Here is a 23,011-nt window from a genome sequence, read left to right on the forward strand (position 1 = left end):
AGGAATGGCAAAAACGACTAAAAGAAAAAATGCACTGGGCAGAGGGTTAGGAGCGTTGCTGGATGACTCTCCTTCAACATCTAAAGGTATTATTTCCGCAACACCATCTAAATCAAGTGGTATAAATGAAATCAAACTCGAGGAAATAGAAGTTAATCCTTATCAGCCAAGAGTTCATTTTGATGAAGATGCCCTTCGGGAATTGAGTGAATCCATTAAAACACAAGGGATCATTCAACCCATCACGGTAAGAAGACTCGCTGAAAACAAATTCCAGTTAATCTCCGGCGAACGACGTTTTCAAGCCTCACAACTTGCAGGCTTATCGGCCATACCCGCCTATGTACGGACGGCTGACGATCAGCAAATGTTGGAAATGGCATTGATCGAAAACATCCAAAGGGAAAATCTAAATGCCATAGAAATTGCACTAAGCTATCAGCGCCTACTCTCCGAGTGTAATCTTAAACAGGAAGAATTAGGGGGCCGTGTGGGGAAAAACAGAACCACAGTAAATAATTATCTGCGCCTTCTTAAACTGCCACCTGATATTCAAGCAGCTTTGAGAGACAAGAAAATATCCATGGGACATGCCAGAGCTCTTATTAACATAGAAAATGTAGCGCTCCAATTGGACATTTTTAAAAGGATCATCCAGCAAGACCTTTCCGTGAGAAAAGTAGAGGAACTGGTCAGGCAGAGTCTGAAAGAGAAAGAGCTAAAAGATACTCCAGCGGAAAACGAAACTAGCAAGGAAATTGCAGGGCTTCAGGGTAAATTAGCTTCACATTTTGGCACTCGTGTACAGGTCAAATCCAATGGAAAGAAAGGTGAAATTAAAATTCCTTTTGTTTCAGTAGAAGACCTGAACAGGATACTGGATATTCTCGACATGAAATGAAAAAAGCTGCTTTACTCATAATCATACTTACTTATGCCGCTTTGGGATTTGGACAGATAACACCTCCCGGAATAACCACGGATTCAACGTATAACAACGATGAACTGATAAGTAGTACTGATAGTGATAGTGTTAAAGTACAGGAAATTCAATCTTACGCCTCAAAGTTTGTTCCAAGAAAAGCTTCTTTATATGCAGCAGTTCTGCCAGGTCTGGGACAGATATATAACAAAGATTACTGGAAATTACCTATAGTATACGGCGGCTTTATAGGTTTTGGTTTGACGGTAAAATTTTGGAATGATCAACACAGCCGGTTCAGAAGTGATCTGTTCGCATTACTGGAGACCGGCGAGCCAAGTCCTGATGGTTTAACAGAACAACAACTGCGTAACTTGGTGGATGATGCAAGAAGAGAGCGTGATTTTTATATGATTATGACAGGTGTTTTTTATCTGTTGCAGATTGCCGAGGCACACATTTCAGCTCACCTCAAAGAGTTTAAACTTAACCCTGATCTCAGGGTTAAAATTGAACCTAAGTTCGAACAACCTCAATATGAAAATTACCGGGCGGGGCTCGCTATAAAACTGAGATTTTAATATGAAAATTTTGTTGTTGGGTTACGGTAAAATGGGTAAAACCATCGAAACACTCGCCTTATCCCGTTCGCATCTAATAGCCGATCGTATCGATCAAGACAATTATACCGACCTACATCAGTATAACCATACCAATGTAGATGTAGCCATTGAATTCAGCCAACCTGATGCTGCTTATAATAATATTATTTATTGCCTGCAGCATGGTATTCCCATAGTATCCGGCACTACGGGGTGGCTGGACCGTAAAGATGATATTGAAACTCTCTGCAAGGAGAATAATGGCGCTTTTTTCTATTCTTCAAACTATAGTATTGGCGTAAATCTCTTTTTCAAGCTAAATGAACGGTTAGCTGAGTTAATGGAAAATACTACCGAATATCGTTTAGAAATGGAAGAGATCCATCACACTGAGAAAAAGGATGAACCTAGTGGTACTGCAATTACACTGGCCGAGGGAATTATCAAAAAAAGTGATCTCAAGGAAAAATGGATATTGAATGACGATAGTGACAAAAAAGCCATTCCTATATACTCCAAAAGAGAAGGAAAAGTACCTGGAACTCATATCATCAAATACTCTTCTCCTATTGATACTATTGAAATCAAACATACGGCTCATTCAAGAGAGGGTTTTGCGAAAGGCGCCTTGCTGGTGGCTGAATGGATGATGGGTAAAAAGGGCGTACTGGGAATGGAAGATTTCTTAAAGTTTTAAAAAAATCACCTTAATTTGTAAGGTTTTTTAAATAAGCCACACAAATACAACAGTTAAAGAAATTCAATAATGAACTGGAAATTCTGGGAAAAGAAAAAAGATACTGAAGATAAAAAACCCAAATCAAAATTAAGAGAATGGGTTGACGCTATCGTATTTGCTGTAGTGGCCGCGACATTGATAAGGTGGTTGATCATGGAAGCCTTTATGATCCCTACCCCATCGATGGAAAAATCACTTTTAGTGGGTGATTTCCTTTTTGTAAGCAAATTCCATTATGGAACGCGTACACCAAAAACACCATTACAGCTACCCCTCACCCATCAGAAGATATGGCTTACTGAAATCCCTTCTTACCTGGATTGGATTGAACTACCCCAATACAGATTACCTGGTTTTACAAGTGTGAAACGTAATGATGTAGTTGTTTTTAACGTACCTGGAATTGCTGAAAACAATTTTGAACAATACGATAAAAATAAATGGATCGACTACCCGGTGGATTTAAAAACTAATTACATCAAAAGATGTGTAGGTGCACCCGGTGATGTGTTGAAAATAGAAGACCGTCAGGTGATGATCAATGGCCAACCTTCTGAAAACCCTGACGGAATGCAATTCTCTTATACCATCCGCTCAAAAACGGCGCTAAGTGAACGTGTGGTGGAAAACCTGGGAATTGATCAACCTATTGTTATGAAAGTCGAGGAGAACAGTGCTCTTCAACTGTCTTATCTCACTGAAAATGAAAAGCAGAAACTGGAAGAACTCCCATTTGTACAGGAGGTAAGTCTTTTTAAGTCTTATGATAAAGGTAAGTGGGAATCCAATATTTTTCCAAATGACGAAGAATTGTTTCCCTGGAATGCAGATTGGTATGGTCCTGTTACAATACCTGCTGAAGGTATGAAAATCCCAATTAACAGGGAAAATCTGCTGACTTATGGAAAAGTCATTACCCTGTACGATCACAACAAGAATGCTGAAATCAGGGATGACAAATTATATATTGATAAGAAGGAAGTAACCGAATATACTTTTAATCAAAACTATTATTTTATGATGGGTGATAACCGTCATAATTCATTAGACTCCCGCTATTGGGGGTTTGTCCCGGAAGATCATGTGGTGGGTAAGGGTTTCTTCATTTGGCTTTCCCTGGATTCAAACAAAAGTTTCTTAAGTAAAGTCAGATGGAGCAGGTTTTTTAACCTTATAGAGTAACAATGGCTGTGCTACACATCAAAAGTTTTAATGATGTGTAGCACAATGAAACTTTAGTTACCAATTTATAGGCTCTTTGCCGGCATTCGATAAATACTCATTTGCTCTACTGAAGGGTTTGCTACCAAAAAACCCTCTGTCTGCAGCAAAAGGCGAAGGATGAGCGGATTGAATAACAAAATGCCTGCTACTGTCAATAACATGTCCTTTTTTCTGAGCATATGCTCCCCACAAAATAAAGATTATCCCATCTTTTTTTTCAGAAATTATCTCTATTGTTCTGTCAGTGAACTGTTCCCATCCTTTATTTTGATGAGACCCTGCACTATTTGCCCTAACTGTCAGTGTTGCATTCAGCAGTAATACTCCCTGATCTGCCCACCGCTCCAGATTGCCTGATTCCGGTATTTCTTTACCGAGATCATCTTTGAGTTCCTTAAAGATGTTTAATAATGAGGGTGGTTTTCTAATACCATCACGAACAGAAAAGCACAGACCATTGGCTTGTCCTGGTCCATGATAGGGGTCTTGTCCGATAATTACCACTTTAACATCCTCAAAGTCACACCGGTCAAATGCACTAAACATCTCTTTTCCTGGTGGATAGACTGTATGGTTTTGATATTCTTGTTTTACAAAATGAACTAAATTCTCAAAATATGGCTTATTGAATTCGTGATTAAGTTGGTTTTTCCAACTTTGAGCTATCTTAACTTCCATTGTATGTCCAAATAATTTCTTAACATTAAAAGTAAACAACTATTTTTTTTATTCGTTTTACAAGTATATTTAAACTATAGTGGTAACTGAAAAAACTAAAGGTGTCAAGGTAACGGTAGAGACGGAATATCAACCTTCATATTCCAGTCCTAGTCAATATCACTATGTTTTCACTTATCGTATCACTATTGAGAATCAGAGTGAAAATACGATTCAATTACTTCGCAGACATTGGCACGTACATGACGCTGCACTATTGCCCAGAGAAGTAGAGGGAGAAGGAGTTGTCGGTCAGCAACCCGTATTGGAACCAGGTCAGTTCCATCAATATGTTTCGGGTTGTAACCTGAAGTCGGGAATTGGTAAGATGTGGGGCACCTATCTTATGGAAAGAATTGTAGATGGAAAAAGCTTTGAAGTGACCATTCCTGAATTCACGATGATCGTTCCCTTTAAGTTAAACTAGTGTCAAAGTTTTATCGAATAACGAGTTACATTAGCTACTGGCTAGATGCAATAAATATTCATTCACTTCAGGCACCATTTATCTATGAACTTTACAAGAACATATTAGTCAATAATAAAAATACGTCACAATACGCTTCCATAGAGAAAATTCGGGAAAAATTCAAAGCTAGTGAGCATTCCATAGACGTTGAGGATTTTGGCTCAGGTTCTCAGAAGAATTCAAATTCGCGACGGCGGATAACAGACATCGCCTCGCATGGCATCACCAAGAGGAAGTACAGTGTAATAATGGAACAAATGATACGTTATATGAAATGTACAAACGTATTAGAACTGGGAACTTCACTAGGAATAAACGCTCTTTACCTCTCTTTATACCGTAACTGTACGGTAACCACATTTGAAGGGTCTGGTTCACTGGCCAATATTGCCAACGAACTTTTGGAAGATCAACGGGAAAATGTTCAGGTAATAGAAGGGAATATTGATGATACACTACCTCACTTTTTGGAACAGTCAGATAAGTTAGATTTTGTTTATTTCGATGCAAACCACCGGTATAATGCTACCTTAAAGTACTATGATCTTTGCCTGCGAAAAAGTCATAACACTACCTGTTTTGTTTTTGATGACATTCATTTAACTCCTGAAATGGAAAAAGCCTGGATATGGATTAAAAATCACTATCAGGTGACACTTACTATTGATCTTTATCAAATCGGAATAGTTTTTATTAATCCTGACTTGAGTAAGCAACACTATGTCCTTGAATTATAGAAAGTTATTTTTTCGGATACTGATACCATTTGCATTGCTCATTTTTTTGTTTTTTGGACTTCCAAATATTTATAACCCATGTGAACAAGCGTCTTTCAACATAGAAAAAAAGATGATCCGGGCGAAGAAATTATTTGATGGCCTTGACTATCCTGACTCAATTATTATCGCGGCATCCGAATTTTATACAGCAGGTCCAATCGCTCACCTAATACTAGGCACCCATCATCGACGACTATGGAGTACCAAAACAAAACTTCCGGTCTACTGGGGGCTGGATACAATGCAGTTCATTAAATCAGGAGGAGGACAACAAACAACAAGTTTAGAAGTTGAAAACAAAAATGGAATGCATTATACCTTCAGATCCGTAGATAAGGACAATGCCAAAATTCTTCCAAATTTATTAAAAAAATCTTTTTTACGCCCTTTTTTAAGGGATCAGGCCTCAGCTATAAACCCTTATGCCACTGTTGTTTTAAACCAGTTTATGAACCGCTTGGGAATTCTTCATCCTAACCCTACTATCTATGTAATACCATATACTGAAAAAAAGGACAGCGTCACACAGGTATTTGCCGGACAAACTGTCCTTTTAGAAGAAGAAATAGGTAAAAGCTGGATAGATCACTCTGAATTTGACTACCCCAAGCGACTAATAAAAACAGAACCGATGCTGGCTGCATTACAAAACAAGGAGGTATACCTGGATACAGCCATGTATATAAAATGCCGACTGTTTGACTTTGTAGTCAGCGATTGGGACCGGCATGAAAAACAATGGAAATGGGGTATATATCCATCCGGCACTCAAAAAGTGGTACGTCCTATACCTATAGACAGAGATATGGCCCTATGCATGTATCGAGATGGGCTGGTCAGTAAGCTTGTTATGCTGGCAAACAATAAGTTCCAATCTTTTGACAGTGGACCGATGAAAGTTGAAGAATTGATCCGTAATTCCATTACACTGGATAAAAAATTACTTGCTAATGTACCGAAGGAATTGTTCATTCAACAAGTCAATATAATTCGGGACCAATTAGATATGCAATTTATTGAACAAGCTTTCATGCATTATCCGCCGGAGATTTATCAGATCACAGGCCCGGCACATGAAAAAGTGTTTCAGGAAAGGTTAGAGCATTTAGAAAAAGCAGCAATTGATTTTCATACACTCATTCAAAGTTGATCATTGGCCTTGGTTTTACCTAAAGCCGTCTTGATCTCAAGCTGCCTTTTCATAATCGCCTTCTTATCAAGGTTCAAGCCTTTATGATATATTTGAAAGATAAGTGCCCATTCTCTTGCGTCCATAAAACCGTCTGCATTGGCAATTAAACACATCCATGCCATATATTGAATCTGCTTTGTTGTATCCAGCATTTTCAATTCATTAATACATTCTTTAATCAATTGATGTTTTGGACAGTCTTCCATTCGAGCCATAAAAGCTTCGAACTTCGACTGGTCAAGCTTTTCATGTATCAACATGGTATTACCCATCGCTAACTCTCTATGATCTACCTTACCATCAGCCTGGATCAATAAATAAAACAACCTGGCCAAAATTTTATGCTCATCCATCATAACGACTTTAAAAGCCATCAAATACCGTAATAAACAGGCGGGAGTAAACCCTTATTTATACACAATTCTACAAAACTTAAATGTAACAAATTCTTACATTGCATTAAAGAATAACAGATATCTATGATTGGGAAACCTGAAGGCCTCCCCGAAATGTTTATTGATTTTTGGAATAAGCGAGATGCAAATGGTATTGCTTCATTGTTTATTGAGAATGCTGACTTCATTAATGTAGTAGGGTTATGGTGGAATAACAGGGGTGACATCCGTAAAGCCCATGCGTATGGATTAAAAACTATATTTCCTGATTCTCACCTTTCACTGATACGGACCAAGGTCAGGCGCGTATCAGATGATGTGGCAATAGTACACGCGAAAATGAAGTTGGCGGGACAAAACTCAATAGAGAGCACCAGGCATGTGGGTGTACGTTTTAATTTATTCACGTTTGTGGTGAAGAGAAAAAAAAGTAAATGGATATGCCTGGCAGCACATAATACTGATATTGTTCCTGGAAAGGAAACCAATTTAATGATTAACAATAAAATTGAAGCTGTGAATTACCGTGATCAGGTGTAATACCCATATGCTAAAGTATGTGACGATCTCCGTCTCTCCTGTTATTCTCCGAATCATCATAGCAGCTCTGGCAATCAATGTTATTTCCAGTAGTATCCTATACAGTCAATCCTGGGAGTTTGGTATAAAGGGAGGGCCTTTATTTTCAAATGTAAATAGCACAAGTCAATTTGAAGAAGTTAATCGGAAAGGCTATTACATAGGCCTGTTTGTCCAAAAAGAAATCACTCAAATCACCTCTCTGGAAACAGGTATATTTTATGCCGCACAAGGGACACAACTGGAACGCACTTTCCCCCGGGCGAATACAAAAGTGATATTAGAATTAAATGCAAATTACATTCGTATGCCTTTAACCTTTAATGTAAAGCCAGTCCCTTTCTTTCATTTTTTTGCAGGACCATATTTCTCCTACCTGGCAGGGGTCTCCTCCAGCCGACAAGGCGACTTTTTCAATTCTTTTAATGAATTAAATAGAGATGATTTTAATCTATTTGATTTTGGTACTGTAATAGGTGGTAGTTTTTTGATCCAATCCGTAGCTATAGGTATTAGCTGGCACACAGGCCTGAATAAAATAATTGACAACTCTCAAAATGCTTTAATAGATAGCGAAGCAAAAAACCGAGCATTGGTGATACATGTTTCTTACAGGCTACCTCTGGCCGGAGATGGGGGATAGCAGTAAATAATACCAAGTATAACTCTTAAACGTTATGGAGATTAATGGTTAGTACCGGTATATCTGATTCCTTGGTAAGTTCTTCCGATGTGCTATGAGAAAATACTCTAAAAAAACCTCCTTCAGAATGAGTAAGTACTGCCAGTAAGCCTGCTCCTTTAGCAAGTGCAAAAGCCATTAATCCTCTTTCCTTATCATTATTTTCTGTCACCGAAATATTATAGTTCAGCAGTCCGTAATTATCAGCCATCTTTTTCACTTCAGCCTCTAACACCGAATGATCACCAATTCCGGCGTCTGCTACATGAACTACTTCTATAGTAGTGCCAAGCCCTGAAGATAAGTCATTCAGGTAAGCAACTGCCTTAGCATAATTATCATTTTCATCTTTTTTGAGATCAATACCAAGTACAATCAAATCTGAATTTATATTATGCGGATTCTCTTTTATAGAAATAATCGGACACGACACCCTTTCTATAACCTGCTCAGTATGATTTCCGGTAAAAAACTCTTCTAACGTTTCCTCACCGGTGGTTCCCATAATGATAAGATCAATCTGTTTTTCTTCTACATATGTTTCAACACCGCCATCAAAATCCTGGTTAAACACCTCATAATGGATTTCACCCTTGGCATGGCTATAGCTAGACGCCAGACCTCCTAATGTTGTATGATATTTGCGGACCAGTTGAATGGTAAAAAGCTGCTCTTCTCCCTGGTGACTTTCATCACCATAACTACTTGTTGAAAACCTTCTTCCTAACGGATGGTCCATAAAGTGAACTAAATAGATTTCGGCATTTATTTTATCGGCTATTTTTACTGCATACTTTAAAGTCATTTCAGATAGATCAGAAAAATCTGTAGGAACCAATATCTTTTTCATTTTTCTTTTATTTTAATCGTTTCAGTATCTGAAACTAACGATATTTTTTAACAACAAAAAGCAAATATATTTCCGCACCTGGTAGTGAGGAAACGAGAAGAGGTCACTTCATGCTCCGTTTAAGAAAAAGCCTAAATGAAAATCATTTAATAAGTTTACTCAACTGTGCTCCCATTGAATTGGTCATAGGTTTTTGAAAATACCTGGCAGCATCTAATTTTTGACATGTCTCCTTATCAGTCAAATCATTGGAGGAGGATAGAACAGCAACCTGTATGTCGAGTATATGACGTATTTGAAGCGATCTTTCCAAAAATTCCTTACCATTCATCAGAGGCATATTTAAATCAAGAATGATCAAATCAGGATTACTCACTTCTAAAAATCTCATGGCTTCCAGGCCATTGGCTACTCTAACAATTTCACAATTATTAAAGTGTTTAGCCAAAATTGTATTGGCTATAAACGCATCAATCTCATTGTCTTCTATAAGCAATATACATTTAGGTCTAATCATATCACAGAGATTTATCACAGTTAAACCTAAATTAAGACTTTCGATATCAAAATTTGGAAACCTTGGACTAATGACCAACTATCCTCGGCTAATAGCTATATCATGTCGATAAAGGTCAAATATCAGAATATCAGATTCTTAACCAAAGTGGTATGAATAAGCAAAAGCCTATTCATTTTAGTTTATCGACCCCATTACACGACTCATAAACGTGTTTAAAGCTTCCTTTTTAGGCACGCCGTTTTTCACACTCTCGTGTACTTCGAGTGATCCGTAGAGATTAGAAAGTAATTCTCCAATTACCTCTAGTTCTTCATCCTTTATTCCAGGTGCTTCTGCGATATATTCCAGTAATTCAACTGTTTCATGAACCCAGTCCTCATCATTCTTATCTACGAAGTCGGTAATGTGCTTGATCAGTGGTAATCTCATGGTAATTTGTTTGAAGCCTCAAAGATGGTAAGCTATTCAATAAATCGCACATCCTGTGCCATTATATCTACTTATCAAACCATAGATTTTCCCAATGACAGGTTACTCAAGGTATGAATAACCCCATACTATTGTACAAGAAACAGCTCATACCTATTACATGGATTAAAGAGTCTGAAAACGGTATTGTTATCTGTTTCAAGATCATAGATATACATTTTACCATTACCGAAAATTTCATCCGTTATTTCCCGTAAATTTTGCTCAGCTTCGGCTTCAGGGGTCTCAGAATAATAAAAATCATCTGTAAAAGTCACTTGCACAGTATTAGCAATAGTCTCCGTCATTTCAAATTCCCGTAAATACGTCTTGCTATTATTTTGTTCGTCGGTAATGATGAGTCCTGCTGCAAATGCAGGTTGATCCTCTGAGTCAAATCCATAGTTAAACACAAACCCAGAAGCGTCAGGAAACTTATCAGCAATTGAACCTTGTTGAGCCAGAGACCTGGCATCTTGATCAAAAACGAAAATGACATTAACACTATATGGGTTTTCTGTCATAGGTTTAAAGTCCATGCCTTTACTATCATATTGGCTTCTAAAAACCGTCACAGGGCTTACATTTGTGATCTCACCCTTATATACTGGTGTATTTATGGCGTTCAGGTCACATAACGAAGGGCCATCCATGGTGAAATCTGTCAGTGAGAGTTCATTGACAGTAAACTGGCTACCTCGAAGAGTAAATGTAAAAGGGTCTGTCAAAACCACTTTATCATCCAATAATATGTAGCTCGTGGTTTGACCAATAGCTACATTATCAGTATTATTGATTATTTCATTTACGGTAGTACCTACCCCTGCAAGGTCAACTTGTATCGTACGGCTGAATACATCCATTGCCCAGAAAATAGATATACCATCCTCTTCCAGTATTATCTGCTGAATGATGGGCTCTCCGCCAAAAATTTGGGGTGCTATCTCATCAAAAGCATTCAGGTTTTCAGAAACTTCTCTGGAAAGCAAACTCTCGGCATTGGGTTCAGCCGGCATGAATACCAGCCGCGTTCTGTTAGAGATATCTGATTTACTGTCGAAGATAAGGTTGTCTCCACTTTTACCATTGAAAATGAATTCAAATTCAGCGCCAAACGTGGATTGATTTTGCTCAAAGAGGTAGTGGAAAAAACCATAGGATTCCAAAATCAGCTCCAGGCTAAGCGCATTATCAATCCGATAGGGTATCGTCTGTTCAAAGAAATCACCATTACTCTCTGCGAGGTCTGATTTTATCGTCACTTGTCCATCTTCATTGAAATCCATTAAAATATAATAGAACCCTGTATTAGGGGTAGGCTGATAGTCCAGTCTCCACCCATTAGCCGGCGCTGTCAGCTCGCCTGTCAGGTTTTTTATCGCTTCCGATACCCTATCATCAAAAGATGGCAAGTCTGCATCACTGTCCTCACAAGAGATAGCAACGAAGCACAGAAAGACCGCTAATAAAGAAAATATTCGCATAGCATGTTTACAATTTAGCCTGGACTGCCGCTCTCAAGGCTTCCAGATCCACTTCCGTTACCCGTATATAATGGTCACTGATCGAAGCAATTTTTTGACGTATTCTTTCCCTTCCCTCGTTGCGCGCTTCACACTCAGCCGTAGTACAATCTTCTTCGTTTTCAGTAAATTTTTCAGCAAATTCCGGGTCAAACAAAAAGAACGCCACTGTTTCGGCAAAATCTTCATTAGGTGAGCTGGTAGCATATGGAGATACAAAACCTCTTTGTAAGGCTTCCTCATCTGTAAGATTAAACCATGAACCCGCGCTCGTGTAGCCACCGGGAGAGAACGTTTCGAAAGAAGGGGGCAGTTTATACCTTTGATGCACTGTGTGAGCAAATTCATGATAAACTGTCTGTAACTGCAAATCACGCCACTCGGCACTGTCCGGGTCAATAGCATTTACATTGGTGAAAGTGATTTGAGCTCCTGCATCGGCAGTACCAAGAGTAACGGTACCATCATCATTAAAAATAAATCCACCTAAAAATACGATTTCAGCGGGTACATGATTCTCAAAGAACACTTGCCCATTTTCCACCTCCAGGTATGGGTCAATCCAAAATTCATCTATGAAATCTAACATGGGACGTACTACGTCTAATCGCGGTGGAACAGCCTGTTCACCCGGTGATACAAAACGGTCTTCAAACTTATAGCGTATGGCCATACCATACCTGTCCGTAAAATTGGTTTGTATATATCTGTCCAATTCTGTCTTAAGGACGATCTCATCATCTTTTACGGGAGTGTCCAATCCTTCATCAGGATAGCAGCCCGAAAACGAAAATGCAATGGCAATTACGGCCAACAGTGCTTCTATGCTTTTAATCATTTTCATAACATTTACCTTGGATTTGGTTCTAGTCCACCCACATCTACAGCAGATTGAGGTATTTGTAAAACTTTGCGAGGGTCATCTGCACTTAATCTGATTGTCGATATCTCATCCTGCAAGGTATGGGAAACGGCAAAGCCGTATCGTTTAATATCAAACCATCTCAACCCCTGGGCAATAAATTCCTTTCTCCTTTCTAAAAGAATGTAATTCAGCAAAACCAGTTGATCTGTAAAAGAGGGATTGCCATCCTCTCCAAAAAAGGATCTTAGTCTTTCAAGCGTTACAACAGGTGCTGCTCCGCTATACCGTCTTTCAACAAATAGTTGTAAATCTACTATTGCCTCGTTAAGGTTATTCAATGCAATATTGCTCTCTATTTTATTCAGCAAAACTTCTTCTCCTGTGAATGCCACAGCAATATGATAAGGTGTACCAACGTTCGAGTTCAGGCTATTTCTCTCAAATAAACTTTGATATCGAACAGGGAAAAGCGCATTATCTCCTTTTACGAAGGCCGGGTTTTCACGTTCATCGGTAGTCTCGGGAAAGGGTTGTGTTCCAAAAAGGCTTCCATAAAAACTCTCATTAGGGCCAAAAGAGAAATCCGTACGCTGCACCAGCGATTCCTTACGCATTAACAGTAAATTAGAAGGTAGATCAGGAGAAGTATACAATTGAGGATAAGCTTGTATAGATGAACTGGCATTGCGGAATTCGGTTGATGTCAGGTCCTTAATGAAAGACGAAGGATCTGTTCCTAATAGTCGATTACTGTAATCCAGGCACCTTACGAAGTCGCCACGAAAAAGATAAAAGCGAGAGGCAAAAGCCAAGGCTGCATTACGGTTAAAATGATATTTTCCTGAGTTGGAAAAAAAGTTATCATTCACTAGTTCCAGTCCATCCAAAAGATCATCTTCTATTTCTCTGTAAACTCTTCGGATAGATTCTCGCTCGTATGTCCCGATAAATGTAGTCTCGGGGGTTTTAACATAAGGTATCCCGGGTTCCGATTCAGTACCGTTGCTGGTATGTTCTGCAAACAGATTAACCAGCATAAAATGTCCATATGCCCGGGTCAAAAGCGCTTCAGACTCTATCGCATCTTTACGCTCTTTTTCTTCATCCGTATTTGCCGGTAATTCATCCAATATGGCCAGTACTTCATTGGCATGAGCAATGGCATTATACGTGTTAAACCAATAAAAATCTGGTGTGTCAAATTCCGTAGGTCCTGTGGTAACATCTTCCCAGGCATACATTTCCAGGTGGCTCGGTCTTAGGTTAGTACCCCTGGTCCATCCTACATTATCAGACATCCAATCAGTAAAGGCATAACTTGCCGTTGAATAGGCATTGGTCAATAGTTGGCTGGCTTTTTCCAGGTTATCCAGGTCTACTCTGTTGTCAGGTGTCTCGTCCAGAAAATCAGAGCAGGAAGTCAAGAGAACTCCAAAGCTGAGGATGAACGTGCATATGTGGCCAGATCTCATGTTAAACTGCTTCATCATAATCCCAAATTCAAAGAAAAAGTGATCAATCTTGGTTGTGGAAGCGCCACGCCTCCGGAACTGAAAAATTCAGGATCCTGCCCGTTTAATACATCGTCAGAATATAGCAGGGCAAGGTTCTGTCCCTCTACCGATACTGAGCCATTGTTCAGGCCAAGGCGGCTCATTATACGTGATGGCAGCTGGTAAGACAATCGTACTGTTTTTAATCTCAGGTAATTTCCATCTGCCACTCTTACCGTACTTTTATTATAGAGCTGATAAGCCAGCACTACATCACCATTCGTCTGTGATACACCCCTGTCCAGGATAACAGGTATATCCGTAAGGTTCTCATCACCAGGTACCGCCCATCTATTTACCAGATCACCGGGAAGTGCATCAAAATCAGTATAGGTAGGGAAAAATGCGTCATTTAATCGTATCTTATAATCAAACTTGTAAGATAGCAATACGCTCAGGGTTATCCCTTTGTAGGTGAACGTATTGGTAAAGCCTCCGGCTCCCCTGGGTTCGGCAGAACCTTCAAACAACAATGTTTCCTGCAAATCTTGCCTGTTTTGCAGATCATATTGAAAGACTGTCTCTCCATTCCCGTCAATAAAGGTAGGAATGCCTTGTCCGTTCAATCCGGCAAATTGGGTGGAATAAAGGCCTCTTCTGGGCCCACCCAATACAGCTGCTCCGTTCTGACCGATAGCGTCAACTATTCTGGGGCCGAAATCAAGCTTAGTGACTTCGTCCTTGGTATACCCAAAATTGAAGTTTGTACTCCAACTGAAGTTATTCGTACGATAATTCAACGTAGTCAATGATAATTCATAGCCGAATGATTCCATATCGGCAAAGTTCCCCAGCTTTAACCCTTGTCCCCCTACTCCACTGGTTTGGACTACCCCTATAAGATCAAAGGCCTGTCTTTGATAGTAATTGAGAGATGCATTCACACGAGAGTTAAATAAACCCACATCCAACCCTACGTTAAATTCATTGAGTTTTTCCCAGGTAAGCTCAGTATTGGTAAGGTCTTCAATATTTAAAAACGGCTCCACGTCAGTAGGTCGTACTGTTACGTCAGCCCGAAGGTTCAGTAGTGCGCTGGCATTTGGGGGAAGGTTACCGGAAACCCCGTAAGTGGCCCTTAACTTAAGGTTGTCTATAAAAGAATACCCTTGCATAAACGATTCGTTGTGAGCATTCCAGGCCCCACTCACGTTCCAGGTAGGAAGATAACGCGCATCGGTGCTGGCTCCCAACTGGTTAGACCCATCGTATCGTACGGTAAAATTTCCCACGTAACGTGACTTATACGAATACCCTCCGTTTAAAAACAATCCAAAAAACCGGTCCCGGCCTTCATCCCGTGTAAAGTAGTCGATGTTTTGGAGATTAAAGAATTCAATAATGTTAGGATCAGTCACCACAATACCTCCACTACCATAAACGACTCCAATACCTGTAGAGCTGGTAGAGGTACGATCAGTAAAACGAAGTTCCTGACCGGCCAGCACATTTATTTCATGATCTGAATTGAACGTTTTAGACCATTCCACACTAATGCGGGTAAAATAGTTTAGCAGTTCACTTATATCCAGGTAGTTGAATCCTCCCTGAGGTAACACCACTATTGGATTCAGTCCCGGGTTATCAGGATCTCTGAAAAGAAGGTTATTGGCATCCTGGATAAACTGGGTTTGATTAGCCCGGTAAGCTTCTGCCTGGTTTGAATTCTCATGAACCACATGATCACGCTCAGTAGTAGCGTACCTGGCCTGAAATACCCCTTTAATGGATAAATTTTTCAATGGATTGATCTCAAAATCCGTCTGGGCGGAAACGTCCACTACGTTAATGTCAATAAAGTTCAGGTTCAGTTCATCCAGCACATTAAAAGGCGCAAAATTCCGACGAAAGAATTCACGATCGCCATTTTCATCAACAGGACGAATGGACCTGGCAGTATTTAGGGAATAACTCAGTGGGTTAATATCAAAATCCCTGTTAAACTGACCTGTAATAGGGTCCAGCTGCCTGTTTCGTGTTCCGGGAACACGTTGGTCCCTGTAGCTGGCGGTAAGTTTTAACCCAAAAGAGAATTTATCCGATATAAAATACGTATTACGGGCTGTTCCTGTGATACGCTGTACATTATCGGCTATGGTCTGTCCCTGGTCATTCAGATAACTTAGTGAATAGTAGTTATTGGATTTTTCGGTACCTGATGTGAAGCTGAGAGAATGTTGCTGCTGGATGCCGTAATCTCTGAAAAGCACATCGAACCAATCCGTGTTGGCATTTTCATACTGGTTAAGAAACTCTTCATTAAGCCCACCTCCAACACCCCATTCCAATTCATGATTGGCAATGAGCGAAAACATCTTACCCAGTGCACCAAATGTTTGTGCACGCACGGAAGTACTAATGTCTATAAGACCTTTATCCTCCAGCTCCCTGTATACTGATAATTCTTCCGCAGAGTTTAAAAGGTCAAACTGATTGTAAGTAGGCCGGAGTTTCATGGAAAAATTTCCTGAATAATTCACTTGAAGTGCACCACTTTGTCCTCTTTTGGTGGTGACAACGATCACTCCATTAGCCGCCCTGGCACCGTAAATGGCTGTGGCAGAAGCATCCTTGAGTATCTCGAAAGACTCGATGTCGCTTGGGTTCAGGTTGGCAATAGAAGAACTTATTAATGTATTGGCATTGCCTGAAATGAAATCTTCGGTATTTACATTTTGCAGGTCCTCCAGGATCACTCCATCTACCACAAACAAAGGCTGGTTATTGCCATTAATGGAAGCATTACCCCTGATACGTATTTTAGGAGTAGTACCAAAAGTACCGGATACATTATCTACGTTCACGCCTGCTACCTGTCCTTCCAGCATACGGCTAATATCGGACATACCATTGGCCTGGATCTCAGACATCTTTACACTTTCCGAAGCCCCGGTAAACAGCTTTCTGTCTAACTCCTGAAAACCAGTGACCACCACTTCATTCAATATGGCAGCTTCATCTTCCAACACCACCGATATGTTGGTTTGATTGCCGACGGTCACACGTTTGGTTTGCATACTGATCATGCTGAAAACCAAAACGGTTCCCTGTTCAACTTCCAGGTTGAACTGGCCCTCAACATCGGATATGGTGCCGTTGGTGGTGCCATCAATCAGAACTGATACACCAACGAGTGGATTGCCTTGAGTATCTTTAATTAATCCCTTTAAAGCATTCTTATTTTGAGCAAAAGTCGAAAAAACACTAAAAAGTGATATGAAGAATATAAGCTTTTTTTTCATTAATCTCACACCTCACCTAGCTCTAATACAGCGTCTTATTCATCCCTACCAAATACGAAAACTAAGTCAAGGCTAACTTGATCAGATAGAGCTTGCTGCTCCTGTGCTGTAAGCGAATTAAAGTATGCTGCTGTCAACGTATCATTTATAGCATCCTTTCTCAAAGAAATACTACTTGAAACACTGAGCCAAAGGTCATCACTTTGATTTTTCTCTACTGTAAATTCTTCATTATCAGAAGACTCATCTGAATCCAGTGTAAGTTCATCATCTTCTAAAACCCAGGTGCCTAAGTCATCTTGCGGAAGTCTACCAATAAACGTAATAGATCTGTCAAATGACCCATTTGAATTTAATTCTAAATCGTAATCTGTAATACCCAGGTTAATCTGGTTCAATCCAATGGCTAGGCCTTCATTACTTGCATACTCACTGGGAACATTAATAAGTGCATAACTCTTCAAATCCCATTTTCCAACCTCATGACTAGGAGCCGCCTCATCATCATCTCCGCAAGCAGTAAAAGTTAAGGCTAAGACAACCAAAAAAGTATTTAGTACATTTCTTTTCATATTCAACTAGTTTACATTTAAATGTTCAAGCAGTTTAATTAATTAAGATACAATAATTTTGGCTATTTGTTAATCACAAAGGTTTGTAAAAATGGATTATCAGGTAAATTGTCGCTGTACTACCATAAAATAGGATCATTACTTTTTTAAACACACCCCATATTACGCTATAAGCCATATGAAAGATAACTTTTCAAAGCAAGCCCATACCTACGCCAAATTCCGGCCACATTATCCTGCACCGTTATATCAACATCTTTTAAGCAGGGTTAAAAACCCTCATTCCGCCTGGGACTGCGGTACGGGAAACGGACAGGTGGCCGTTGAACTGGCCCAATACTTCTCCCAAGTATATGCTACTGATATATCTCAAGCGCAATTAGACCAGGCCCCGTTGAAAGAAAACATTGAATACACTGTGGCTTCTGCTGAAAAGTCTGGCCTGGCCGACCGTTCCATCGACCTGATCACTGTGGCACAGGCAGCCCATTGGTTTGACCAGGACAAGTTTTCCAAAGAAATTAAGCGTGTGGCTAAACCGGGGTGTGTAGTGGCTTATTGGTTGTATCATTTACCGATTATATCTCCGGACATAGATAAGGCGGTAATGCATTTTCATGATCAGGTAATAGGTGATTACTGGGACCCGGAAAGAGAAATATGGAGAAGTAAATATGCCGGCATCCATCTGGACCTGGATCAAATGGTGGAAGACAGGTTCGAATATCAAACACAGTGGGATTTTGAACAGTTAGCAGGATACCTTAACTCCTGGTCTGCCGTACAGCATTACATAAAGCGAAATGGTACTAGTCCCGTTTCAAATTACCTTGCGCCTTTGAAACCTGACTGGAATACACCAAAAAATGTGACCTTTCCTATCTTTCTATTCGCAGGTATAGTGAGTACTTAACACCTTGAATCCAAGAAAGAAGCTCCTCTTAGGTGCAGAATCTGGAACTAACGCTATATTTGGATATTATGGAAATATTTGCTCACGCCGAATCATGGATCGCCCTATTAACGCTTACCTTTCTGGAGATTGTCCTCGGAATTGATAATATCATATTCATATCCATTGTATCCAATAAATTACCCGAATCCGAACAGCCTAAAGCCCGTAATATTGGTTTAACACTAGCGCTTGTTTTTCGCGTAGCCCTTTTGTTAGGCATTACTTGGATCATAGGCTTTACCCAGCCGCTCTTTAGCATCTTCGATACTGAGTTGAGCGGGCGCGACCTGATACTGTTAGCCGGCGGCTTATTCCTGATCTTTAAAAGCACGATGGAAGTACACCATAAGATGGAGGGTACACCTGAAAAACAATCAGAAGTTAAAGCCAGCTCACTTTTCACAGTAATAGTACAGATCATTTTACTGGATCTCATTTTTTCCTTTGATTCTATTCTGACTGCCATAGGTCTCACAGATCAACTCATTCTGATGATCATTGCTGTGATCATCTCAATTGGCATTATGATAGTGTTTGCCAAAAACATCGCTGATTTCATCAGTAAGCACCCTTCTTTGGAAGTGTTAGCCCTGTCATTTCTCATATTAATCGGATTTATGTTAGGGATTGAAGCCCTGCACCACCATGTACCAAAGGGGTATATTTACTTTGCTGTTTTCTTTTCCCTGATCGTAGAAGTACTCAATATGAAAATCCGAAAAAAGAAAAATGCACCTGTCAAACTGAGAAAAAGGATCGAGTAGCGGATAATTTGACACCTGCCTGTATCAGTTGATCTCTTTTACTTTTGTAGCATTTACGAAGAGAACATTACCTATTTCTTCATAACCGGCAAAAAGCTCAGTACCTAGCTGCTTTACTGCTTCTGCTCTAAATCCTACAATAGTAAGGTCCGCATCTTTGGACCGGCCGTTAATAATATCTTTCGTGGAAACATCTTCATTATGTTTGATGATCGCTATGTTTTTAGGGGATATGGGAAGACGGCCCGCTTTTATTAAGGCAAGAAGCTTCTGCTCCTGCTCTGAGATCTCATTTTTCCTTACTACCGCGAATATTTTTATCTCTGCATGCTTCCAGTCGCGATGTCCCATAATGATGTATCCCAGCAAGATCATCAAGCTGCTGTTTTTCAAATCATTGGGGGTAAGCCAAATATGAATGCTCTGGCTAAAACCATACTCTTTGTCAGAAGAGGCTAAAATACATATGTCAAACTCAGCAGACTTCACCAATGTGAAATTCTCCATGATATCGGTCAGGTTATCCGGTTCATGCTTTGAAAACTCAAAAAGGATCATGTTAATATCTTTACCTGAAACACTTGGTAACTGCATTGCTTGTGCCACCGCACTGGTGAAGGATGGTGAAATCAAGGTGTCAATAAAAACATTACTCTTACTGGCACCACTCACTTTTAACAATCGCTGTAATTCTTCTTGTGCTTTCTTATGTGAGTCCTTGGAAAGATATCCGTTTATATAATGTAAATACGTACCGAAGCCATAACGATGCGACAGCCAGCGCATCAACTGAAATGCGGTAGGTCGATGAAAAAAGTCGGGTGAAATACATATGACCGAAGGTCTCCAATTATCTTCCCCTTTTTCAGCTTTTTGAAGAAATACCTGAAGCCTGCGACTAAGCTGAAAGATAACTCCCTGAAATATTTTTGCAAGCCCCTCTTTACTCTTACTGGTATAGGTCACAAAAAAGTAAACCGATGTCATGAATAGAATGGATACCAATGCATAGGGGGCGTTCATTTGGAACATCAGGTAAATACATAAGATGGCACCAAGTAATGAAATATACCATTTAGACTTAAAGGAAGGCCGGTAGGATGGGTCTGCAGCGAAATGCTGAAGAAAGGAAATCAAGCATAACGACCCGTATGTGATCATAAAAAACATGGATATGATCTCAGCTACAGCGTTGACATCTCCAATGGCCACAAAAAATATGGCCAGTGCGCTAGTTATGATAGTGGCATTAATAGGTTCATTCGTTACCGGCTTACCCTTTGACAACCATCGGTTGATCAAAGGAATGGGAAAAACACGGTCACCAGCCAATGCCTGCAATGTTCGGGGCGCCACCATAATACTACCTAATGCCGAAGATATAGTAGCACATGCAAGACCGATCGGAATAATCGGCCCCCAAATGGCCACTTTCGACATAATGAGTTGATCAGCATTTAAATCCTCCGGGCTGACCGATATGGCCATTTTATAAGCTATACATACATAAATAATCATACCAATGACTGTGGCTGCCAGTGTCCCTACCGGTATTGACTTTTTTGGGTCTTTCAAGTCCCCTGAAAGCCCTACGCCTGCTGTCATTCCGGTGAAGGCAGGGAAAACAATCGCAAATACAAGGAAAAAATTATCCGAGTCAACAATGGTATTACTCCAATCTAATTTCTGAAGGTTTTGTTGATAGTCCGTAGTACCCATAAAAAAGAAGATGAGAGACAAAATCAAAATAGCTACCACTACATAGAGCGCCTTCATTCCCAGGTTCGCTCCCTTTTTTATCATGACAATGCTCAAAATGATCACTGCCGGCAAACTGATCAGGCGCTTTTCAATGTAGTCAACCTTCCAGAAATCGCCAATCCAAACCAATACAGGGTCAAAGGCCTCGGCAAAAGCGATAATATAAAAAGCCACACTAATGGCCTGAGACAGATATAAAGCGAAACCTATAGCCGCCCCTACGTTTATTCCGAAAGACCTGGATATGATATAATATTCGCCACCCCCTTCTACTTTCTGATTTGTCGCTATTTCAGCAATGGCCATAGCGGTAGGAATGGTCACCAGGTGACCAAACAAGACGATACCTAAAGTGCCTATGAACCCAACATTACCGACAGCATATCCAAACCGAAGGAACATAACCGCCCCTAGGATAGTAGATATAGCTGTAAAGAATACAGGCGCAGTACCAAAATTGGCTTTACTTTCTTTAATGTTCATGCATCATGAAAATAGTATGACCAATATATGGAGACGCTTATAGCCATAAAAGTTTATCTTTTAGAATTTCAATACCCATAAAACGTGAAACACATCATGGAATTATATCAAAAATACCAAGATGGCATAAGAGTAGATCTTGTTATGTAGATAGCAGTTATCCTTTATTTTATTATCGGCCAGGCATTTCTAACGAACCTTCCTTAGTCAATTAAAATCTCTCTAACATTTTTTTTGATCTTTTCGGTGAGATCATCCGTGGGCAGGTCGTTCACGTCTTTACCAAAAGGGTCTTCAATTTCTTCAGCAATAATTTCCACACTGATCAAAACATAAAAGATCAACAAAACGATTGGGACAGTCCAATAGTGAAATTCATGAATGAATGCAAAAGGTAATGTAATGGTATACGTGAAAATAAATTTCTTAACATACATGCTGTAAGAGTAAGGAATGGGAGTATTTTTTATTCTTTCACACCCCCCCATGATGTCAGAAAAGCTTTTTATTTCTTTGTCCAGGACAAAAAAATGGTCTCCGGTGATGATCTTTTTTTTATACAGTTCATTTACTTTTTTGTAAAGCATTAACGTGATAATGTTGGGAATATGTTCTTTACCCTTTAACCGTTTAAGAAAATCTTCTTCTTCTATAAGGTCCAGGTCGTTCATATCTACGCCTTTTCTCAAATGTTCCTTTAATGCTGCAACGAAATTTGGGATCATCTGAGCAAAGTAGCTGCGATTTTCCCTGTCATCTTCAGGTAAAAAGCCGCCCAGCTTTAAGGCCAGGTTACGCGTATTATTGACCAGGCTTCCCCAAAATTTACGCCCTTCCCACCACCGGTCATAGGCAGAATTTACCCGAAATACCAGGAACAAACCAAGTACAATGCCCAGTAGTGAATGTACAGCGGTGGTACTTTTGAAATTCCACTTGAAATAATCCAGGTCCAGATACGCCAATGCACCGGTGTATATCGCCATAAAAAGTAATGCAGGCATTAACGTACGCATAACCTGACGGCTGTACGCGTGAAAGATCAATGAAAACCAGGTCTTAGGATTATAACGAACCATAATAAAAGTATGCTTTAAGCGCGGCAAAATACAAAGAGTCCTTTTAAAAAACCAGTCTATTAAAAATCATGTAACC

General features: G+C 39.9%; 23 protein-coding genes. 11 read left to right on the plus strand and 12 right to left on the minus strand.

From position 1 onward, the window contains the following. Positions 1-4: 4 nt before the first annotated feature. From FNH22_RS01800 to lepB, 4 genes are all read left to right on the plus strand, one after another. Positions 5-901 carry a ParB/RepB/Spo0J family partition protein gene (locus FNH22_RS01800; protein ID WP_143396597.1) on the plus strand — a complete coding sequence of 299 codons (897 nt, stop codon included), beginning with the start codon at positions 5-7 and terminating at the stop codon, positions 899-901. Next, positions 898-1,503: a DUF5683 domain-containing protein gene (locus tag FNH22_RS01805; protein WP_143396598.1), complete on the plus strand. Its 606-nt coding sequence runs from the start codon at positions 898-900 to the stop codon at positions 1,501-1,503. Before FNH22_RS01800 ends, FNH22_RS01805 begins: the two co-directional genes overlap by 4 nt. Before the next feature lies 1 nt (position 1,504). Further along, positions 1,505-2,221 (plus strand): 4-hydroxy-tetrahydrodipicolinate reductase, encoded by a 717-nt coding sequence (gene dapB / locus FNH22_RS01810; protein WP_143396599.1) that lies wholly within the window; start codon positions 1,505-1,507, stop codon positions 2,219-2,221. A 69-nt stretch (positions 2,222-2,290) separates the two neighbouring features. Continuing rightward, positions 2,291-3,445: a signal peptidase I gene (gene lepB, locus FNH22_RS01815; RefSeq protein WP_143396600.1), complete on the plus strand. Its 1,155-nt coding sequence runs from the start codon at positions 2,291-2,293 to the stop codon at positions 3,443-3,445. Positions 3,446-3,502: 57 nt separating this feature from the next. On the opposite strand, the gene FNH22_RS01820 is transcribed toward lepB, so the two are convergent. Then, the gene (locus tag FNH22_RS01820) at positions 3,503-4,165 is read right to left on the minus strand and encodes a uracil-DNA glycosylase (protein ID WP_143396601.1); all 663 of its coding nucleotides are present in this window, start codon (positions 4,163-4,165) and stop codon (positions 3,503-3,505) included. Positions 4,166-4,244: 79 nt separating this feature from the next. Between FNH22_RS01820 and apaG the strand changes: the two genes are divergently transcribed. The 3 genes from apaG (at position 4,245) to FNH22_RS01835 (ending at position 6,602) form a co-directional block, all read left to right on the plus strand. Then, positions 4,245-4,631: a Co2+/Mg2+ efflux protein ApaG gene (gene apaG, locus FNH22_RS01825; RefSeq protein ID WP_143396602.1), complete on the plus strand. Its 387-nt coding sequence runs from the start codon at positions 4,245-4,247 to the stop codon at positions 4,629-4,631. Next, positions 4,631-5,410, plus strand: coding sequence for an O-methyltransferase (locus FNH22_RS01830; protein ID WP_143396603.1), 780 nt, complete (start codon positions 4,631-4,633; stop codon positions 5,408-5,410). The genes apaG and FNH22_RS01830 overlap by 1 nt, the downstream gene beginning before the upstream one ends. 112 nt (positions 5,411-5,522) lie before the next feature. Further along, entirely contained in the window at positions 5,523-6,602 is a 1,080-nt protein-coding gene (locus tag FNH22_RS01835; RefSeq protein WP_143396604.1) for a hypothetical protein, read from the plus strand. On the opposite strand, the gene FNH22_RS01840 is transcribed toward FNH22_RS01835, so the two are convergent. After that, positions 6,593-6,997, minus strand: a complete 405-nt coding sequence (locus FNH22_RS01840) for a TerB family tellurite resistance protein (protein WP_185154040.1) — start codon at positions 6,995-6,997, stop codon at positions 6,593-6,595. The genes FNH22_RS01835 and FNH22_RS01840 overlap by 10 nt on opposite strands. A 126-nt stretch (positions 6,998-7,123) precedes the next feature. Between FNH22_RS01840 and FNH22_RS01845 the strand changes: the two genes are divergently transcribed. After that, positions 7,124-7,579, plus strand: a complete 456-nt coding sequence (locus FNH22_RS01845; protein ID WP_143396606.1) for an SgcJ/EcaC family oxidoreductase — start codon at positions 7,124-7,126, stop codon at positions 7,577-7,579. Positions 7,580-7,586: 7 nt separating this feature from the next. Beyond that, positions 7,587-8,261, plus strand: coding sequence for a porin family protein (locus FNH22_RS01850; protein WP_143396607.1), 675 nt, complete (start codon positions 7,587-7,589; stop codon positions 8,259-8,261). A 25-nt stretch (positions 8,262-8,286) separates the two neighbouring features. Here the strand turns inward: FNH22_RS01850 and FNH22_RS01855 are convergent, their stop codons facing one another. From FNH22_RS01855 to FNH22_RS01890, 8 genes are all read right to left on the minus strand, one after another. Beyond that, entirely contained in the window at positions 8,287-9,150 is an 864-nt protein-coding gene (locus tag FNH22_RS01855) for a universal stress protein (protein WP_143396608.1), read from the minus strand. 142 nt (positions 9,151-9,292) lie between these two features. Further along, complete coding sequence (locus FNH22_RS01860; protein WP_143396609.1) at positions 9,293-9,667, minus strand: response regulator; 375 nt, start codon at positions 9,665-9,667, stop codon at positions 9,293-9,295. 177 nt (positions 9,668-9,844) lie between these two features. Further along, positions 9,845-10,099: a hypothetical protein gene (locus FNH22_RS01865; RefSeq protein WP_143396610.1), complete on the minus strand. Its 255-nt coding sequence runs from the start codon at positions 10,097-10,099 to the stop codon at positions 9,845-9,847. Positions 10,100-10,227: 128 nt separating this feature from the next. Beyond that, positions 10,228-11,622 (minus strand): DUF4302 domain-containing protein, encoded by a 1,395-nt coding sequence (locus tag FNH22_RS01870; protein WP_143396611.1) that lies wholly within the window; start codon positions 11,620-11,622, stop codon positions 10,228-10,230. Between the two features lie 7 nt (positions 11,623-11,629). Continuing rightward, positions 11,630-12,499 (minus strand): substrate import-associated zinc metallohydrolase lipoprotein, encoded by an 870-nt coding sequence (locus FNH22_RS01875; RefSeq protein WP_185154041.1) that lies wholly within the window; start codon positions 12,497-12,499, stop codon positions 11,630-11,632. Positions 12,500-12,510: 11 nt separating this feature from the next. Further along, complete coding sequence (locus FNH22_RS01880) at positions 12,511-13,998, minus strand: RagB/SusD family nutrient uptake outer membrane protein (RefSeq protein ID WP_185154042.1); 1,488 nt, start codon at positions 13,996-13,998, stop codon at positions 12,511-12,513. A 14-nt stretch (positions 13,999-14,012) separates the two neighbouring features. Then, complete coding sequence (locus FNH22_RS01885) at positions 14,013-17,321, minus strand: SusC/RagA family TonB-linked outer membrane protein (RefSeq protein ID WP_143396614.1); 3,309 nt, start codon at positions 17,319-17,321, stop codon at positions 14,013-14,015. Between the two features lie 35 nt (positions 17,322-17,356). Further along, a complete protein-coding gene (locus FNH22_RS01890) occupies positions 17,357-17,893 on the minus strand; it encodes a hypothetical protein (protein WP_143396615.1) in 537 nt (178 codons plus the stop codon). Between the two features lie 178 nt (positions 17,894-18,071). On the opposite strand from FNH22_RS01890, the gene FNH22_RS01895 reads away from it, so the two are divergent. Both FNH22_RS01895 and FNH22_RS01900 read left to right on the plus strand, forming a co-directional pair. Beyond that, entirely contained in the window at positions 18,072-18,806 is a 735-nt protein-coding gene (locus FNH22_RS01895; protein ID WP_143396616.1) for a class I SAM-dependent methyltransferase, read from the plus strand. 68 nt (positions 18,807-18,874) lie between these two features. After that, a complete protein-coding gene (locus tag FNH22_RS01900; protein ID WP_143396617.1) occupies positions 18,875-19,612 on the plus strand; it encodes a TerC family protein in 738 nt (245 codons plus the stop codon). A gap of 24 nt (positions 19,613-19,636) precedes the next feature. Here FNH22_RS01900 and FNH22_RS01905 read toward each other — a convergent pair whose 3' ends face one another. Both FNH22_RS01905 and FNH22_RS01910 read right to left on the minus strand, forming a co-directional pair. After that, a complete protein-coding gene (locus FNH22_RS01905) occupies positions 19,637-21,856 on the minus strand; it encodes an amino acid permease (RefSeq protein ID WP_143396618.1) in 2,220 nt (739 codons plus the stop codon). Between the two features lie 203 nt (positions 21,857-22,059). Continuing rightward, positions 22,060-22,935 carry a bestrophin family protein gene (locus FNH22_RS01910; RefSeq protein WP_143396619.1) on the minus strand — a complete coding sequence of 292 codons (876 nt, stop codon included), beginning with the start codon at positions 22,933-22,935 and terminating at the stop codon, positions 22,060-22,062. Positions 22,936-23,011 lie beyond the last annotated feature (76 nt).

The organism is Fulvivirga sp. M361 (assembly GCF_007097395.1).
GTDB lineage: Bacteria > Bacteroidota > Bacteroidia > Cytophagales > Cyclobacteriaceae > Fulvivirga.

What these genes read in the sequence shown, in the direction of transcription:
- FNH22_RS01895 (WP_143396616.1), top strand. Translation starts at nt 18,072, where the DNA reads ATGAAAGATAACTTTTCAAAGCAAGCCCATACCTACGCCAAATTCCGG.
- dapB (WP_143396599.1), top strand. Translation starts at nt 1,505, where the DNA reads ATGAAAATTTTGTTGTTGGGTTACGGTAAAATGGGTAAAACCATCGAA.
- FNH22_RS01865 (WP_143396610.1), bottom strand. Translation starts at nt 10,099, where the DNA reads ATGAGATTACCACTGATCAAGCACATTACCGACTTCGTAGATAAGAAT.
- FNH22_RS01900 (WP_143396617.1), top strand. Translation starts at nt 18,875, where the DNA reads ATGGAAATATTTGCTCACGCCGAATCATGGATCGCCCTATTAACGCTT.
- FNH22_RS01885 (WP_143396614.1), bottom strand. Translation starts at nt 17,321, where the DNA reads ATGAAAAAAAAGCTTATATTCTTCATATCACTTTTTAGTGTTTTTTCG.
- FNH22_RS01845 (WP_143396606.1), top strand. Translation starts at nt 7,124, where the DNA reads ATGATTGGGAAACCTGAAGGCCTCCCCGAAATGTTTATTGATTTTTGG.
- FNH22_RS01880 (WP_185154042.1), bottom strand. Translation starts at nt 13,998, where the DNA reads ATGAGATCTGGCCACATATGCACGTTCATCCTCAGCTTTGGAGTTCTC.
- FNH22_RS01860 (WP_143396609.1), bottom strand. Translation starts at nt 9,667, where the DNA reads ATGATTAGACCTAAATGTATATTGCTTATAGAAGACAATGAGATTGAT.
- FNH22_RS01905 (WP_143396618.1), bottom strand. Translation starts at nt 21,856, where the DNA reads ATGAACATTAAAGAAAGTAAAGCCAATTTTGGTACTGCGCCTGTATTC.
- FNH22_RS01910 (WP_143396619.1), bottom strand. Translation starts at nt 22,935, where the DNA reads ATGGTTCGTTATAATCCTAAGACCTGGTTTTCATTGATCTTTCACGCG.
- FNH22_RS01800 (WP_143396597.1), top strand. Translation starts at nt 5, where the DNA reads ATGGCAAAAACGACTAAAAGAAAAAATGCACTGGGCAGAGGGTTAGGA.
- lepB (WP_143396600.1), top strand. Translation starts at nt 2,291, where the DNA reads ATGAACTGGAAATTCTGGGAAAAGAAAAAAGATACTGAAGATAAAAAA.
- FNH22_RS01855 (WP_143396608.1), bottom strand. Translation starts at nt 9,150, where the DNA reads ATGAAAAAGATATTGGTTCCTACAGATTTTTCTGATCTATCTGAAATG.
- FNH22_RS01875 (WP_185154041.1), bottom strand. Translation starts at nt 12,499, where the DNA reads ATGATTAAAAGCATAGAAGCACTGTTGGCCGTAATTGCCATTGCATTT.
- FNH22_RS01840 (WP_185154040.1), bottom strand. Translation starts at nt 6,997, where the DNA reads ATGGATGAGCATAAAATTTTGGCCAGGTTGTTTTATTTATTGATCCAG.
- FNH22_RS01835 (WP_143396604.1), top strand. Translation starts at nt 5,523, where the DNA reads ATGATCCGGGCGAAGAAATTATTTGATGGCCTTGACTATCCTGACTCA.
- FNH22_RS01805 (WP_143396598.1), top strand. Translation starts at nt 898, where the DNA reads ATGAAAAAAGCTGCTTTACTCATAATCATACTTACTTATGCCGCTTTG.
- FNH22_RS01870 (WP_143396611.1), bottom strand. Translation starts at nt 11,622, where the DNA reads ATGCGAATATTTTCTTTATTAGCGGTCTTTCTGTGCTTCGTTGCTATC.
- FNH22_RS01890 (WP_143396615.1), bottom strand. Translation starts at nt 17,893, where the DNA reads ATGAAAAGAAATGTACTAAATACTTTTTTGGTTGTCTTAGCCTTAACT.
- FNH22_RS01850 (WP_143396607.1), top strand. Translation starts at nt 7,587, where the DNA reads ATGCTAAAGTATGTGACGATCTCCGTCTCTCCTGTTATTCTCCGAATC.
- FNH22_RS01820 (WP_143396601.1), bottom strand. Translation starts at nt 4,165, where the DNA reads ATGGAAGTTAAGATAGCTCAAAGTTGGAAAAACCAACTTAATCACGAA.